The sequence below is a fragment of the Streptomyces dioscori genome (genome assembly GCF_003024195.1).
Taxonomy (GTDB): Bacteria; Actinomycetota; Actinomycetes; order Streptomycetales; family Streptomycetaceae; genus Streptomyces; species Streptomyces dioscori.
In genome coordinates, this window is record NZ_KZ679065.1 from 17,705 (window position 1) to 32,091 (window position 14,387).

A 14,387-nucleotide genomic window follows, 5' to 3' on the forward strand; every position below is an offset into this window, starting at 1 on the left:
ACCCAGTAGGCAGAGAAGACGGAGAGCGCGGGCCCCCATGGTGCAGATCAAGACCCCCGAGCAGATCGCCAAGATGCGTGAGGCGGGCCTGGTCGTCGCCGCCGTCCACAGCGCGACGCGGGAAGCCGCGGTACCCGGTGCCACGACCCGGGATCTCGACCAGGTCGCCCGCAAGGTGCTCGACGAGCACGGCGCGAAGTCGAACTTCCTGGGTTACGGGGGCTTCCCCGCCACGATCTGCACCTCGGTGAACGAGGTCGTCGTGCACGGCATCCCGACCGATGACGTCGTCCTGAAGGACGGGGACATCATCTCGATCGACGCCGGCGCGATCATCGACGGCTGGCACGGGGACGCGGCGTTCACGGCCTTCGTGGGTTCCGGTCACGCGCCGGAGCTCCTTGAGCTGTCCCGGGTGACCGAGGAGTCGATGTGGGCCGGGATCGCGGCGATGAAGCTGGGGAACCGGCTCGTCGACGTGTCCCGGGCGATCGAGACGTACATCCGGCGTCAGCCGAAGCCGGGTGGCGGCAAGTACGGGATCGTCGAGGACTACGGCGGTCATGGCATCGGGACCGAGATGCACATGGATCCCCATCTGCTGAACTACGTCGAGCGGCGGCGGGGGAAGGGGCCGAAGCTGGTGGCCGGGTTCTGCCTCGCCATCGAGCCGATGGTTTCGCTGGGGACGCCTCGGACGGAGGTGCTCGCGGATGACTGGACCGTCATCACCACGGACGGTACGTGGTCGTCCCACTGGGAGCATTCCGTTGCTCTGACGGATGAGGGGCCGCTTGTTCTTACGTCTCCCGACGGGGGTAAGGCGAAGCTTGCGGAGTATGGGATTACTGCTGCGCCTGATCCCCTGGCGTAGGGCGCCCTCCGGGGAGGGGGGTCCCCTTGGGGGGGGGCGGGTGCGGGTTCGGTGGGGGCTGGTCGCGCCGTTCCTCGCGCCCCTGAAGGGGCTGCGCCCCTCCGAGGGCAAAAGATTGCGCCGTTCCCCGCGCCCCTAAAGGCAAAGGACTGCGGCGTTCCCCGCGCCCCTTGAAGGCGTGTCCTGCTTAGGGATCTTCGTCGTGGGGCAGACTTTCTCGATTCGTCTTTCCGGGGGCCCTGGCGTAGACTGACTCGTCGGCTCTCGTGCATCCGCATGTCTGCATGTGGTAAGCGCGGAGTCGATCAAGGTAGTCGATTCGAAGGGCGAAGCGTGGCCAAGAAGCAAGGTGCCATCGAGATCGAGGGCACTGTCGTCGAGTCTCTTCCGAACGCCATGTTCAAGGTTGAGCTCCAGAACGGCCACCAGGTTCTGGCACACATCAGCGGCAAGATGCGTATGCACTACATCCGCATCCTCCCTGACGACAGGGTCGTGGTGGAGTTGTCTCCGTACGACCTGACGCGTGGCCGGATCGTCTACCGGTACAAGTAGATCTTGCCTGTGCCCCGCTTCCGCGGGGTGGTGGCACTGACCCGGAGAACCTCACCAATGAAGGTCAAGCCGAGCGTCAAGAAGATCTGCGACAAGTGCAGGGTGATCCGCCGTCACGGCCGGGTCATGGTCATCTGCGAAAACCCGCGCCACAAGCAGCGCCAGGGCTGACGCACGACCGCACCTTCTGCACCCGCAGAACTTCGCGCGACGCACGAACATGTTCATACGCAGAGCCCGGATCCACTGTGCGCAGTGATCCGACACCCCCGGTCGGAGGCCGGGGACCCGGTTCGTACCGAATCTTCGAGGTGTTCACCTCGGAAGACGACGGCGGGCGGGAGCCGGTTCTGTGGAAGACCTCCGAACGACAACTGGAGCCATTGAATGGCACGCGTTTCCGGTGTTGACATCCCGCGCGAAAAGCGCGTGGAGGTTGCCCTCACCTACGTGTTCGGCATCGGCCGGACCCTCTCGCAGAAGACGCTGGCCGACACCGGCGTCAACCCCAACACCCGCGTCCGTGACCTCTCCGAGGAGGAGCTGGTCCGGATCCGCGAGTACGTGGACAACAACTTCAAGACCGAGGGTGACCTCCGCCGTGAGGTTCAGGCCGACATCCGCCGCAAGGTGGAGATCGGCTGCTACCAGGGTCTGCGCCACCGTCGTGGCCTGCCCGTCCACGGCCAGCGGACCAGCACGAACGCTCGTACCCGCAAGGGCCCGCGTCGCGCCATCGCCGGCAAGAAGAAGCCGGGCAAGAAGTAGTCCTCAGCGGACAACGCTTCATCAGCGGTCTTCGCTGTAGGACCGACCACCTCCCCGTAGGAGTTATAGATGCCCCCCAAGGGTCGTCAGGGCGCTGCCAAGAAGGTGCGCCGCAAGGAAAAGAAGAACGTCGCTCATGGGCACGCCCACATCAAGAGCACGTTCAACAACACCATCGTCTCGATCACGGACCCCTCGGGCAACGTGATCTCCTGGGCCTCCGCCGGCCACGTCGGCTTCAAGGGCTCGCGCAAGTCCACCCCCTTCGCCGCGCAGATGGCCGCCGAGTCGGCCGCCCGTCGCGCGCAGGAGCACGGCATGCGCAAGGTCGACGTCTTCGTCAAGGGTCCGGGTTCCGGTCGTGAGACCGCCATCCGTTCGCTGCAGGCGACCGGCCTTGAGGTCGGCTCGATCCAGGACGTGACGCCCACGCCGCACAACGGCTGCCGTCCGCCCAAGCGCCGTCGCGTCTGACGCACGGTTGTCTTAGTTTTTCCTGGGTTCGGGCGGTACGGCTCTTCGGAGGCGTGCCGCCCGTACCCTTGAAGCACTCAAGGGCATCAAATAGTGGGTGCCCATGACTGAAGGATCACCATGCTTATTGCTCAGCGTCCGTCGCTGACCGAAGAGGTCGTCGACGAATTCCGCTCCCGGTTCGTGATCGAGCCGCTGGAGCCGGGCTTCGGCTACACCCTCGGCAACTCCCTCCGTCGTACGCTCCTCTCCTCGATCCCCGGTGCCGCTGTCACCAGCATCCGGATCGACGGCGTCCTGCACGAGTTCACCACCGTGCCGGGTGTCAAGGAGGACGTCACCGACCTCATCCTCAACATCAAGCAGCTGGTCGTCTCCAGCGAGCACGACGAGCCCGTCGTGATGTACCTGCGCAAGCAGGGTCCCGGCCTCGTCACCGCCGCTGACATCGCCCCGCCCGCCGGTGTCGAGGTGCACAACCCCGACCTCGTCCTCGCCACGCTCAACGGCAAGGGCAAGCTGGAGATGGAGCTGACCGTCGAGCGCGGTCGCGGTTACGTCTCCGCCGTGCAGAACAAGCAGGTCGGTCAGGAGATCGGGCGCATCCCGGTCGACTCGATCTACTCGCCGGTTCTCAAGGTCACGTACAAGGTCGAGGCGACTCGTGTCGAGCAGCGCACCGACTTCGACAAGCTGATCGTCGACGTCGAGACCAAGCAGGCCATGCGTCCCCGTGACGCCATGGCGTCGGCCGGTAAGACCCTGGTCGAGCTGTTCGGTCTGGCGCGCGAGCTCAACATCGACGCCGAGGGCATCGACATGGGTCCGTCCCCGACGGACGCCGCTCTCGCCGCTGATCTCGCCCTGCCGATCGAGGAGCTTGAGCTCACCGTTCGGTCGTACAACTGCCTCAAGCGTGAGGGCATCCACTCCGTGGGTGAGCTCGTCGCCCGTTCCGAGGCGGACCTGCTCGACATCCGCAACTTCGGTGCGAAGTCCATCGACGAGGTCAAGGCCAAGCTCGCGGGCATGGGTCTCGCGCTCAAGGACTCGCCTCCCGGGTTCGACCCCACCGCTGCGGCTGACGCCTTCGGCGCGGACGACGACGCGGACGCCGGGTTCGTCGAGACCGAGCAGTACTGAGCCGCTCCGCGAGGAGGGTTCTTCGACTGCGGGTCCGTCGTGGCTGGTCGCGCAGTTCCCCGCGCCCCTAAAGGCGAAAAGCCCTGGGGCGCGGGTCCTCCGGTCATCTTGAGAAAGGTGGCCGGATCTTCGACAGGCGATCGCCTGCTCGGACACTGACCTCGGTACCTGGTACGGCCGGGGCAGACATCAAGGAGAAACACCATGCCGAAGCCCACCAAGGGTGCCCGTATGGGCGGCAGTGCCGCGCACGAGAAGCTGCTTCTCGCGAACCTCGCGAAGTCGCTCTTCGAGCACGGCAAGATCACGACCACCGAGGCGAAGGCCCGCCGTCTGCGGCCGTACGCCGAGCGTCTGGTCACCAAGGCGAAGAAGGGCGACCTTCACAACCGCCGTCAGGTGCTGTCGGTCATCACGGACAAGAGCATCGTGCACACGCTCTTCACCGAGATCGGCCCGCGTTACGAGAACCGTCCGGGTGGCTACACCCGTATCACCAAGATCGGTAACCGTCGTGGCGACAACGCGCCCATGGCTGTCATCGAGCTGGTGGAGGCCCTGACCGTGGCCCAGCAGGCCACCGGTGAGGCCGAGGCGGCGACGAAGCGCTCCGCCAAGGACGCCGAGGTCGAGACCAAGACCGAGGAGACTCAGGTCGAGGACGCCAAGGTCGAGGACGCCAAGGTCGACACGACCAAGGGCGACGAGGCTGCCGAGGAGTCCAAGGACGCGTAAGCGTCTGCCGGGGGACTGTGCACGGGCGGCTGTAGCGCCGTCGTGGCTGGTCGCGCAGTTCCCCGCGCCCCTTCGGGGGCTTGCTTGAGTGGGCCCGTTCCTTTTTGGAGCGGGCCCGCTTTCGTGTTCCTGAGAGGATTTCTGGGTGAGTGACGAAGTAGCGGCCGGTCATGTGCGGGTCCGGATGGACGTCTCGTACGACGGGAGCGAGTTCTCCGGGTGGGCCAAGCAGGCCAGTGGCCGCAGGACCGTGCAGGGGGAGATCGAGGAGGCCCTGCGGACCGTCACGCGGTCGGGCGGCACGAACTACGACCTGACCGTGGCCGGGCGGACCGATGCGGGCGTGCATGCCCGGGGGCAGGTGGCGCACGTCGATCTGCCCGAGGAGCTGTGGGCCGAGCACCGGGAGAAGCTGCTCAAGCGGATGGCCGGACGGCTGCCCAAGGATGTGCGGGTGTGGGCGCTGGCCGAGGCGCCGAGCGGGTTCAACGCGCGGTTCTCGGCGATGTGGCGGCGGTACGCGTATCGCGTCACCGACAACCCCGGCGGGGTCGACCCGCTGCTGCGCGGCCACGTCCTGTGGCACGACTGGCCGCTCGACGTCGACGCCATGAACGAGGCGGCCCGCGGGCTGCTCGGCGAGTACGACTTCGCCGCCTACTGCAAGAAGCGGGAGGGCGCGACGACCATCCGTACGCTCCAGGAGCTGCGGCTCGAACGGGGGAACGACGGTGTGATCACCGCCACCGTGCGGGCCGACGCCTTCTGCCACAACATGGTGCGGTCGCTGATCGGGGCACTGCTCTTCGTGGGGGACGGGCACCGCGGGGCCGACTGGCCGGCGAAGGTGCTGGCCGCTGGAGTGCGGGACTCCGCCGTGCATGTGGTGCGGCCGCACGGGCTGACCCTGGAGGAGGTCGGTTATCCGGCCGACGAACTGCTGGCCGCGCGGAACAAGGAGGCGCGGAACAAGCGGACTCTGCCGGGAGCCGGGTGCTGCTGAGCACCGTAGGGCGTTGCTGAGAGGCCCCGCCTCCGGCTCGGCCCTGCCCCGCCTCCGCCCTCGTTCCCGCCGTCGCAAAACACCCCTTATGGGCCACGGGGAAATCCAGCCGTAACGCAGATCTTGGCGCCTTATATCGGACGTAAGGCGTCATGTCTGACTTACTTGCTCACGCGAATCTTACGAACCTCTTGAAACTCGGTTATAGTTTCGCGGCCCGGCCTGTTGTTCGAATGGGGTGGCCGGGCAAGGGGCGGGGATCATCGGGCTTCTGCATGCCCGGGGGTGGGTTTTTTCATGACATCAGTAGGTCCTGTGCGGACCGGGGGGCGGCGCAGCACGCGCCAGACCGGGAGACGGAGGGCTGGGCGCGGCGGCCAGGCATCGCTCGGGCTGCTGCCTCTGCCGCCGACGGAGAAGGAGAAGTACTCCTACGCCAGACGGCATCTGTGGATCCTGACGATCAGCTCGCTGATCAGCTTCTGCTGTCTGATCATGAGCCAGTTCAAGCTCGCGCAGTCGACTCCCGTGCTGTGGATCTACACACCGCTCCTCGTCTTCACGGTGATCTACTACCTGATCTCGCTGCGGGTAAACGGATTCACCCGGGACTTCGACATCAAGCACCACCGGGCCCTCGTGGCGAACTGGCGGCCCGCGACCTATCCGTCGGTGGACGTCTTCCTGCCGGTGTGCGGCGAGCCCATCGAGGTCCTGCACAACACCTGGACCCATGTGCGGGCGATGGCCGACCGCTATCCCGGCGTCTGCGTGCCCTTCGTGCTCGACGACGGCGCGAGTGCCGACCTTGAGGCGATGGCCCACGACTTCGGGTTCCGTTACGGGACCCGGGAGAACCGCGGCTGGTTCAAGAAGGCCGGCAACATGCACTTCGGCTTCGAGCAGTCGGACGGGGAGTTCATCCTCATCCTCGACGCCGACTTCACGCCGCGCGCGGACCTGCTCGAAGAGATGCTGCCGTACATGGACGAGAGCCCGAAGACCGGGATCGTCCAGTCGCCGCAGTACTTCCGTGTCCTCGACTCGCAGAACTGGATCGAGCGCGGCGCGGGCGCGGTGCAGGAGCTGTTCTACCGCTCCGTGCAGGTCTCCCGGCAGGGCAGCGACGGCGCGATCTGCGTCGGCTCGTGCGCCATCTACCGGCGGGCGGCGCTGAACGACAACGGCGGTACGACGCTGATCGAGCACTCCGAGGACGTCCACACGGGCTTCGACCTGCGCGGCCTCGGCTGGGACCTGCGGTACATCCCCGTCGCCGTGTCCACGGGTGTGTGCCCGGACAGCGCGGGCGCCTTCTTCAACCAGCAGTACCGCTGGTGCTCGGGGTCGATGAGCCTCATGGGCAGCCGGAAGTTCTGGCAGCGGAAGATCAAGTTCTCCAGCCGGCTCTGCTACATGTCGGGCTTCTTCTACTACATCCACACGGCGCTCTTCACGTTCGCGGCGCCCGTGATCCCCGTCGTACTGCTGCTGATGATGCCGGACAAGCTCAAGGTCGAGCATCTGCTCCTGGTGCTGCCGAGCATCCTCTACACCACGATCATCTTCCCGATGTGGCACAAGGCCCCCTACCGCCTGGAGGCGTGGGCGGCCCGCATGATGTACGGCTGGGCACACTTCTTCGCGATCTACGACATCCTGCGCAAGAACCGTATGGGCTGGCAGCCCACCGGATCCGCCGGCGCGAAGAAGAACAAGACCCGCCGCTTCTGGATCGGCATGTGGGTCTGGGGCGGCGGAACCGCCCTGATCTGGGTGGGCGCCGCGGTGTGGCGGCTGTTCACGATGAACGCCCCCGACTTCGCCCTCATCCTTTCCACCGGACTCTTCTACGCCCTCGTCGTGGGACGTGTCCTGGTGCAGCCCCGAGCGGAGAGCGCCGTCTGATGCTGCTGACACGTGCACGTACCACCGTGGCCGGCTGCGCGCTGGCCCTGTCCGCGCTGCTCACGCTGAGCGGCTGCTCCCTGCTGGACGACTCCGGCACGTCGGCCTCGTCCGAGGGCGGCGGCTCCGCGGGCTCGGGCGAGGGCGCCCAGGGCACGGACGCCGACATCCCCTATGACGTGACGCCGCTGCTCAAGCCCGACAAGAAGTACTTCGGCGCGGCCGTCGACGGGGCCCCGAACTCGATGAAGGGCGTCGACACCTACACCGCGATGACCGGCAAGCAGCCGAACCTCATCGAGTACTACGCGGCCTGGGGCGACGGCTTCGACGCCCAGGGCGTGCGCAACGCCTGGGCCGAGGGCGCGCTGACCCTGGTCTCGTGGGAGCCGTTCGACGTCACGCTGGCCGATATCGCGGCCGGTGAGAAGGACGCGTACCTCAAGAAGTACGCGGCCTCGGTGCGCAAGCTGAACCTGCCCGTCGTGATCTCCTTCGCCGACGAGATGAACGGCCACTGGGAGAGGTGGGGCACCAAGAACGTCACGCCCAAGCAGTACGTGGCCGCGTGGAAGCACATCCACGACACGTTCACGGACGCCGGCGCCTCCAACGTCATCTGGGCCTGGTCGCCCAACATCGTCAACCCGGTCAAGAGCGTCGAGCTGGAGCCGTACTACCCGGGCGACGGCTATGTCGACTGGGTGGGCGTGATCGGCTACTTCACGCTCGAAGAGGACAACGCCTACCAGAGCGTCTTCGGGCCGACCCTGGACGAGATCCGGACCTTCACGAAGAAGCCGACGCTGATCCTGGAGACGGCCGCCGAGCCGGGCGAGCGCCGCCGGGCCGACGTCCGGAACCTGTTCGCCGGGGTCGAGGCGGACGACGACATGCTCGGGTTCGTGTGGTTCGACCACAAGAAGCGCGCCGACTGGCGGCTGAAGGTCAGCCCGCTGGCCCTCAAGGAGTTCAAGCGACTGGCCGCCGGCGGTTCGTTCGGCTTCGACGTTCGGAAGCCGTGATGAATCGCAGCCAGAACCCTCATCCGCCGCAGCCGCAGGGTCCGTACGACGGGCAGCGGTACGACGGGCAGCAGTACGACGGCTCGCAGTACGGCGACCAGCGGTACGGGGACCAGTTCGGTGATCCGTACGGCGACCCGTACGCCGATCCCTACGGAGAGAGCGACTCGGCCTCCTGGTTCAACTCCGACGGCAGCAGGCAGGCCGCGCAGGGGCAGGGGTACGGCACGCAGGCGGCGTACCCGCGGGAGCAGGAGCAGAGTTACGTGCCGGGGATTCCCGGGCAGCGGCAGCGCGAGGACCAGCCGACGTACGCGCTGCACACCGTCGAGGTGACGCCCGCCGAGCCCTCGTACCACATCCCTGTCACGCCCGAGGCGGGCTGGGACATGGCGGCGAGCCGGCGGCGGGCCTGGGTCAGCCGGGCCGTCCTGCTGTGCATCCTGCTGATCCAGACGGTGCTGTCACTGAGGCTGTCCAACACGGCGTTCCAGGACGAGGCGCTGTATCTCAGCTCCGGGCACGAACAGCTGGACCACCTTCTCAACGGCACGCCCGTGACCACGGACTACGCGAGTTACTTCTCCGGCTCGCCGACGCTCTACCCCGTGCTGGCGGCGCTCGTCGACGGCTGGTTCGGGCTGACCGGGGCTCGGGTGCTGAGCCTGCTCTTCATGCTGGGCACGACGGCCCTGCTGTACTCCTTCTCGCGGCGGATGTTCAACGAGCGGGCCGCTCTCGCCGGTGCCGCGCTGTTCGCCGTCACCCAGTCGACGATCGTGCTCGGCTACTTCGCCACGTACGACGCTCCGGCGATCTTCCTGCTCGCCGCCGCGGCCTGGGTCATCGTGCGGACCGACCGCGCACCGGTCGCCGTGGTGCTGCTCGCCGCCCCGCCGGCGGTCCTCGCGGTGGGTGTGAAGTACGCCTCCGCGCTGTTCCTGCCCACGCTCGTCGTGCTCGCCCTGCTGACCGCCTGGCCGCACCGCGGGAAGGCGGCGTTCGTGCGGGCCGTGCTCCTGGGGGTCGGGATCGCGGGTCTGCTGGGTGTCGCGCTGTACGGCACCGATGTGCTCGAAGGCGTGCGGGCCACCACCACGGCCCGTGAGCACGGCACCGACTCGGCCGTCGACCTGCTGAAGAAGTCCGCTCTGTGGGGCGGTCTGATGTTCCTGACCGCGTGCGGCGGTGCCGTCTCCTACATCAGGCGTGGTCGGATGAACGAGTCGCCGCTCGCGTTGCGTCTCAGCGGTCCCGGCTGGCGTTGGCGGCTGCTGCTGGGGCTGCTGCTGTGCGGCACGGCGATGCTCGCTCCCGCGTACCAGATCCATCTGTCCACGTCGGTCGCCCTTTACAAGCACCTGGGCTTCGGGCTGCTGTTCGCCGCGCCCATGGCCGGAATCGGGGTGACCAGGCTCGTCGGAGCGCACTTCCGCTATCCGCAGTTGGGCATCCTGCTCTGGGTCACCGTGCTGTGTCTCGGCCTGTCCCAGTCGGTGGAACGTTTCGCCTCCTGGCCCGGGACGTCCGGTCTCAACACGGTGCTCCGCACGCACATCACGCCGGACAAAGGCCGCTATCTGGCCTCCACGCCGAACGTGCCCGTGTACTACCTGCGGGACATCACCGAGCAGTCCCGGTGGACCTCGCTCTACGGCATCGGTTACAAGGACGACAAGGGCAAGGTCCACCGCGGCGCGGACGGCTACCGCACGGCGATCAAGGACGGCTGGTTCGACATGGTCGTACTCGACGGGGTCGCCACCCCGCAGATGGACAAGGTCGTCATCGCCGCACTCAAGGAGAGCGGCAAGTACCGGCTGGCCGGCACCGTGCCGTTCAAGGTCGGCAGCGGCGACGGCACGTACCGCGTCTGGATCAAGAGTTCCTGACGGGGGCCGCCGGCTCTTCCGGCGGTCACCCATGTCTCGAATCAACCAACACACTGTGTGAGAGAAAGGCCGTGCCCATGCGGCTCACTGTCATCGGCACCGGCTACCTCGGTGCCACCCACGCCGCCTGTATGGCGGAGCTCGGGCACGAGGTGCTCGGGGTCGACGTCGATCCGGACAAGGTCGCCGCGCTGCAGGCGGGGCGGGTGCCGTTCCACGAACCCGTGCTGCCCGAGCTGCTCGCCCGGCACACGGCGAGCGGACGGCTGCGCTTCACCACGTCCTACGAGGAGGCCGCGGCCTTCGGCGAGGTGCACTTCCTCTGCGTGGGCACCCCGCAGCGCAAGGACTCCGAGGGCGCCGACCTGCGGTACGTGGACTCGGCTTTCGCGTCGATGGCCCGGTACGCGGCCGAGGGCGCGCTCCTGGTCGGCAAGTCGACCGTGCCGGTGGGGACGGCCCAGCGCCTCGCGGACACCCACACCGGCGTGGAGATCGCCTGGAACCCGGAGTTCCTGCGTGAGGGCTTCGCCGTCGAGGACACCCTGCGGCCCGACCGGCTGGTCCTCGGCATCGGATCCGAGCGCGCCGAAACGTTGCTGCGCGCGGTGTACGCGCCCGTCATCGGCGCGGGGACCCCGGTGGTCACCGCCGACTTCCCGACCGCCGAGCTGGTCAAGACGGCCGCCAACGCCTTCCTCGCCACCAAGATCTCGTTCATCAACGCCATGGCGGAGGTGTGCGAGGCCACGGGCGGCGACGTCTCCGTACTGGCGGAGGCGATCGGGCACGACGACCGCATCGGGAAGAAGTTCCTGCGGGCCGGCGTCGGCTTCGGCGGCGGCTGTCTGCCCAAGGACATCCGGGCCTTCGCGCACCGCGCCGACGAGCTGGGGGTGTCCCTGGCGTTCCTGCGCGAGGTCGACGCCATCAACATGCGGCGCCGCGACCGGGTCGTCGAGCTGGCCCGCGAACTGTGCGGCGGTGGGGTCCTCGGCGCGCGGATCGCCGTGCTCGGCGCGGCCTTCAAGCCGGACTCCGACGACATCCGCGACTCGCCCGCGCTGAACGTCGCCGCGCGCTTGCGTCTCGACGGCGCCGATGTCACGGTCTACGACCCGGAGGCGATGGACAACGCCCGCAAGGCGTTCCCGCTGCTCGGGTACGCGCTGTCGGCCGAGGACGCGCTGCGCGGAGCCGATCTCGTGCTGCACCTGACCGAATGGCCGCAGTTCCGCGAGCTCGCTCCCGAGCGGGCCCGCACCTTGGTCTCCCGTCCACGGATCGTGGACGGCAGGGGGACGCTCGACGGGGCCACCTGGGCCGCGGCGGGCTGGGAGTTCCGGGCGCTGGGGAGACCCGCGCCCGGTGGGGAGGGGTAAGGACATGACGTACGAGACATTCGACGACGTGCGCGTCACGATCGTGATGCCCACGTACAACGAGGCCGCCAATCTGCCGAGAATGGCCGAGGCGGTGCTTCAACTGCCGCTGAACGGGCTGCACCTGAAGGTGGTGGACGACTCCAGTCCGGACGGTACGGGCCGGATCGCCGAGGAGCTGGCCGAGAAGTACAACGCGGACGGGCGGCGCCGCATGAGCGTGCTGCACCGCACCGAGAAGGACGGCCTCGGGCGCGCGTACGTGGCGGGCATGACCGCCGCGGTCGACGAAGGCGCGGAGTACGTGGTGCAGATGGACGCCGACGGCAGCCATCCCGTGGAGGCGGTGCCGCGCATGCTGGGCACCGCCGTGGCCTCGGAGGTCGGGCTGGTCATCGGCAGCCGGTACGTCGAGGGGGGCTCGCTCGACGAGGACTGGGGGGCGCATCGCGTGCTGTTGTCGCGGTTCGCGAACCGGTATGCGCGGACCGTGCTCGGCACGAAGATCCGCGATATCACCGCGGGGTTCAATCTGTGGTCCGCGCGGGCGCTGAACGACGTGGATCTGTACTCGCTGGACAGCGCGGGGTACAGCTTTCAGGTCGAGTTGAAGTACAAGGCCGTTCGGGCCGGGCACGCTGCGGTGGAGATTCCCATTCGGTTCGAGGAGCGGACCGAAGGGGTTTCGAAGATGACTCTTCGGACGCAGCTGGAATCGGCGTTGGTGCCGGTCAAGTTGCGTCTTAAGAGGGACTGACCTCCGGGCGTTGGCCTCCGGCCGGGAGGGGTGCGGGGGTGGTTCGTCGGCTGCGGGCCGGTGGGGGCTGGTCGCGCAGTTCCCCGCGCCCCTTGGGGCCTGCGGCCCCCTGAAGACACAAGATTGCGCCGTTCCCCGCGCCCCTTATCCGTTGGCCGCTGCCGATGCCTGGGCCTCGCCTCTGCGGCGGATTTGGCGGAAGGTGAATTCGGCCAGGTCGTCGCCCGTGGTGAAGACCTTGGCGTCCTTCTCGGTGACGTCCTTGCCGTTGGTGAAGCCGGCGACCGTGAAGTAGGCGTAGCGGCCGTACGAGTTCGTCGTCGAGCGGCAGATCGCCGAGCGGCAGAAGACGGGGACGCCCTCACCGGTGAGGGACTGGACGACGCTCTGCTTGTCGGCGTCGGTCTTCGCCCTGAGCGCCTTCGCCTCGTTGTCGAAGACGGCCACACCGACGGTGACGGCCACCCCGTCCTTCGAGTACGTGACGCGCATGAGGCGGGTGCAGTCGTTCTTCGTGAGGACCGGGCCGAGCGTGCCCTGGGCGGCCGAGGCGCAGTTCTTCGTGGACGCCAGCGCGCCCTTCTTGTAGACCGTCTCGCCCATCGTCAGCTGGGTGCCCGGGAAGAGGATGTCCGGCGCGAGCGTCGCGGTGTCCTTCTTCACATCGGATATGAAGTCCTTCGGGTCCAGCGGGGGCGGCGCGGAGGTCGCCTCGAAGGACGGGCCGGTCCCCGCGGTGTCCGACGGGATGTCCGCGGAGGCGGGCAGCTCGGAGGCGGGTTTGTTCGACGCCTGCTCCTTGCCGTCCGCCGAGACCACGGCGACCGCGACGGCCGCGCCCACGGCGATGGTGGCCAGGGCGCCGCCGCCGACCAGCATCCACCTGCGACGCCGGTTGCGCGTTTCGGACGCCTCGGCCAGCGCCGCCCAGTCGGGAGACTGACTGCTCCACTGCGGCGGCTGAGAACCCGATCCCCCGGAACCCCACTGGGGTCCCCCCTGCCCAAAGCTCATGGGCCGCATCTTAGACGGGACAAGGGGACAAGGGATCCGCTGGTCCTCTCCCGCAGCACTCGAAGCGCCGATGTGTCAAGCCCGAATTAGAGCAAAGCGAGAGCAAGGGGGCATCTCGGAGGGCTCGGGTACGCTCGGAGCCGGTGTGCGCCTGCCCTCCGGCACGCGTTTTGACCCGTACGGGCCACCGAAGGTATTCTTGCGGTTCGTTATGTGTATTGGCTTGCTCATTCTCACGTGAGGGGCCCTTACACCGGTCCACCGGGCCGATGACCAGCGGCAGGACTCGGTTGCGTCCCGATGTCCGCCAGGGCTGTCGTGCATCGTCCGTGGTGGCCCATTGTCAGGACCCACTCACTGAAGAAGCGAAGGCATGACCGTGCGTACGTTCAGCCCCAAGCCCGGCGACATCACTCGCCAGTGGTACGTCATCGACGCCCAGGATGTCGTCCTGGGTCGTCTGGCCACCACTGCCGCGAACATCCTGCGGGGCAAGCACAAGCCGATTTACGCCCCCCACGTCGACGCTGGTGACTTCGTCATCATCATCAACGCCGACAAGGTGCACCTCTCCGGCAACAAGAAGACCCAGAAGCTGGCGTACCGCCACTCCGGTTACCCGGGTGGTCTGCGCTCCGTCCGTTACGACGAGCTGCTGGCGAAGAACCCCGAGAAGGCCGTCGAGAAGGCCATCAAGGGCATGATCCCCAAGAACACCCTGGGCCGTCAGGTGCTCTCGAAGCTGAAGGTCTACTCGGGCGACCAGCACCCGCACGCTGCACAGCAGCCGGTGCCGTTCGAGATCACCCAGGTCGCGCAGTAGTTCCGGCCACCACCCCCTAAGACTGAACAGAATC

General features: G+C 67.6%; 15 protein-coding genes. 14 read left to right on the forward strand and 1 reads right to left on the reverse strand.

All coding sequences use genetic code 11. The features are described from left to right. Positions 1-37 precede the first annotated feature (37 nt). The 13 genes from map to C6Y14_RS42060 all read left to right on the forward strand — a co-directional run bounded on the left by map (position 38) and on the right by C6Y14_RS42060 (position 12,516). The gene (map, locus tag C6Y14_RS42000; protein ID WP_107022206.1) at positions 38-874 is read left to right on the forward strand and encodes a type I methionyl aminopeptidase; all 837 of its coding nucleotides are present in this window, start codon (positions 38-40) and stop codon (positions 872-874) included. 333 nt (positions 875-1,207) lie between these two features. Further along, positions 1,208-1,429, forward strand: coding sequence for a translation initiation factor IF-1 (gene infA, locus C6Y14_RS42005; protein WP_003948620.1), 222 nt, complete (start codon positions 1,208-1,210; stop codon positions 1,427-1,429). A gap of 57 nt (positions 1,430-1,486) precedes the next feature. Next, the gene (rpmJ, locus tag C6Y14_RS42010; RefSeq protein ID WP_003998809.1) at positions 1,487-1,600 is read left to right on the forward strand and encodes a 50S ribosomal protein L36; all 114 of its coding nucleotides are present in this window, start codon (positions 1,487-1,489) and stop codon (positions 1,598-1,600) included. 216 nt (positions 1,601-1,816) lie between these two features. Further along, the gene (gene rpsM / locus C6Y14_RS42015) at positions 1,817-2,197 is read left to right on the forward strand and encodes a 30S ribosomal protein S13 (protein ID WP_107022207.1); all 381 of its coding nucleotides are present in this window, start codon (positions 1,817-1,819) and stop codon (positions 2,195-2,197) included. Between the two features lie 69 nt (positions 2,198-2,266). Then, positions 2,267-2,671 carry a 30S ribosomal protein S11 gene (rpsK, locus tag C6Y14_RS42020; RefSeq protein WP_003956432.1) on the forward strand — a complete coding sequence of 135 codons (405 nt, stop codon included), beginning with the start codon at positions 2,267-2,269 and terminating at the stop codon, positions 2,669-2,671. A 120-nt stretch (positions 2,672-2,791) separates the two neighbouring features. Further along, a complete protein-coding gene (locus C6Y14_RS42025; protein WP_003966937.1) occupies positions 2,792-3,814 on the forward strand; it encodes a DNA-directed RNA polymerase subunit alpha in 1,023 nt (340 codons plus the stop codon). 204 nt (positions 3,815-4,018) lie between these two features. Next, positions 4,019-4,549 carry a 50S ribosomal protein L17 gene (gene rplQ / locus C6Y14_RS42030; protein ID WP_107022208.1) on the forward strand — a complete coding sequence of 177 codons (531 nt, stop codon included), beginning with the start codon at positions 4,019-4,021 and terminating at the stop codon, positions 4,547-4,549. A gap of 145 nt (positions 4,550-4,694) precedes the next feature. Then, positions 4,695-5,552 carry a tRNA pseudouridine(38-40) synthase TruA gene (gene truA, locus C6Y14_RS42035; RefSeq protein ID WP_107022209.1) on the forward strand — a complete coding sequence of 286 codons (858 nt, stop codon included), beginning with the start codon at positions 4,695-4,697 and terminating at the stop codon, positions 5,550-5,552. A 297-nt stretch (positions 5,553-5,849) separates the two neighbouring features. Beyond that, the gene (locus C6Y14_RS42040; protein ID WP_404828924.1) at positions 5,850-7,460 is read left to right on the forward strand and encodes a glycosyltransferase family 2 protein; all 1,611 of its coding nucleotides are present in this window, start codon (positions 5,850-5,852) and stop codon (positions 7,458-7,460) included. Further along, a complete protein-coding gene (locus tag C6Y14_RS42045; protein WP_107022210.1) occupies positions 7,460-8,485 on the forward strand; it encodes a glycoside hydrolase family 26 protein in 1,026 nt (341 codons plus the stop codon). The genes C6Y14_RS42040 and C6Y14_RS42045 overlap by 1 nt, the downstream gene beginning before the upstream one ends. Beyond that, complete coding sequence (locus tag C6Y14_RS42050) at positions 8,485-10,377, forward strand: ArnT family glycosyltransferase (RefSeq protein ID WP_107022211.1); 1,893 nt, start codon at positions 8,485-8,487, stop codon at positions 10,375-10,377. The genes C6Y14_RS42045 and C6Y14_RS42050 overlap by 1 nt, the downstream gene beginning before the upstream one ends. A 77-nt stretch (positions 10,378-10,454) precedes the next feature. Continuing rightward, on the forward strand, positions 10,455-11,759 hold the full coding sequence (locus C6Y14_RS42055) for a UDP-glucose dehydrogenase family protein (protein WP_107022212.1): 1,305 nt from the start codon (positions 10,455-10,457) through the stop codon (positions 11,757-11,759). 4 nt (positions 11,760-11,763) lie between these two features. Then, positions 11,764-12,516 carry a polyprenol monophosphomannose synthase gene (locus C6Y14_RS42060; RefSeq protein WP_107022213.1) on the forward strand — a complete coding sequence of 251 codons (753 nt, stop codon included), beginning with the start codon at positions 11,764-11,766 and terminating at the stop codon, positions 12,514-12,516. A gap of 144 nt (positions 12,517-12,660) precedes the next feature. Here the strand turns inward: C6Y14_RS42060 and C6Y14_RS42065 are convergent, their stop codons facing one another. Further along, positions 12,661-13,530 carry a hypothetical protein gene (locus C6Y14_RS42065; RefSeq protein ID WP_107022256.1) on the reverse strand — a complete coding sequence of 290 codons (870 nt, stop codon included), beginning with the start codon at positions 13,528-13,530 and terminating at the stop codon, positions 12,661-12,663. 379 nt (positions 13,531-13,909) lie between these two features. Between C6Y14_RS42065 and rplM the strand changes: the two genes are divergently transcribed. Beyond that, positions 13,910-14,353, forward strand: a complete 444-nt coding sequence (gene rplM, locus C6Y14_RS42070) for a 50S ribosomal protein L13 (RefSeq protein ID WP_055614906.1) — start codon at positions 13,910-13,912, stop codon at positions 14,351-14,353. The last annotated feature ends 34 nt before the right edge of the window (positions 14,354-14,387 follow it).

What these genes read in the sequence shown, in the direction of transcription:
- C6Y14_RS42065 (WP_107022256.1), bottom strand. Translation starts at nt 13,530, where the DNA reads ATGAGCTTTGGGCAGGGGGGACCCCAGTGGGGTTCCGGGGGATCGGGT.
- C6Y14_RS42040 (WP_404828924.1), top strand. Translation starts at nt 5,850, where the DNA reads ATGACATCAGTAGGTCCTGTGCGGACCGGGGGGCGGCGCAGCACGCGC.
- rpsM (WP_107022207.1), top strand. Translation starts at nt 1,817, where the DNA reads ATGGCACGCGTTTCCGGTGTTGACATCCCGCGCGAAAAGCGCGTGGAG.
- rpsK (WP_003956432.1), top strand. Translation starts at nt 2,267, where the DNA reads ATGCCCCCCAAGGGTCGTCAGGGCGCTGCCAAGAAGGTGCGCCGCAAG.
- map (WP_107022206.1), top strand. Translation starts at nt 38, where the DNA reads ATGGTGCAGATCAAGACCCCCGAGCAGATCGCCAAGATGCGTGAGGCG.
- C6Y14_RS42025 (WP_003966937.1), top strand. Translation starts at nt 2,792, where the DNA reads ATGCTTATTGCTCAGCGTCCGTCGCTGACCGAAGAGGTCGTCGACGAA.
- C6Y14_RS42050 (WP_107022211.1), top strand. Translation starts at nt 8,485, where the DNA reads ATGAATCGCAGCCAGAACCCTCATCCGCCGCAGCCGCAGGGTCCGTAC.
- rpmJ (WP_003998809.1), top strand. Translation starts at nt 1,487, where the DNA reads ATGAAGGTCAAGCCGAGCGTCAAGAAGATCTGCGACAAGTGCAGGGTG.
- rplQ (WP_107022208.1), top strand. Translation starts at nt 4,019, where the DNA reads ATGCCGAAGCCCACCAAGGGTGCCCGTATGGGCGGCAGTGCCGCGCAC.
- C6Y14_RS42045 (WP_107022210.1), top strand. Translation starts at nt 7,460, where the DNA reads ATGCTGCTGACACGTGCACGTACCACCGTGGCCGGCTGCGCGCTGGCC.
- C6Y14_RS42055 (WP_107022212.1), top strand. Translation starts at nt 10,455, where the DNA reads ATGCGGCTCACTGTCATCGGCACCGGCTACCTCGGTGCCACCCACGCC.
- C6Y14_RS42060 (WP_107022213.1), top strand. Translation starts at nt 11,764, where the DNA reads ATGACGTACGAGACATTCGACGACGTGCGCGTCACGATCGTGATGCCC.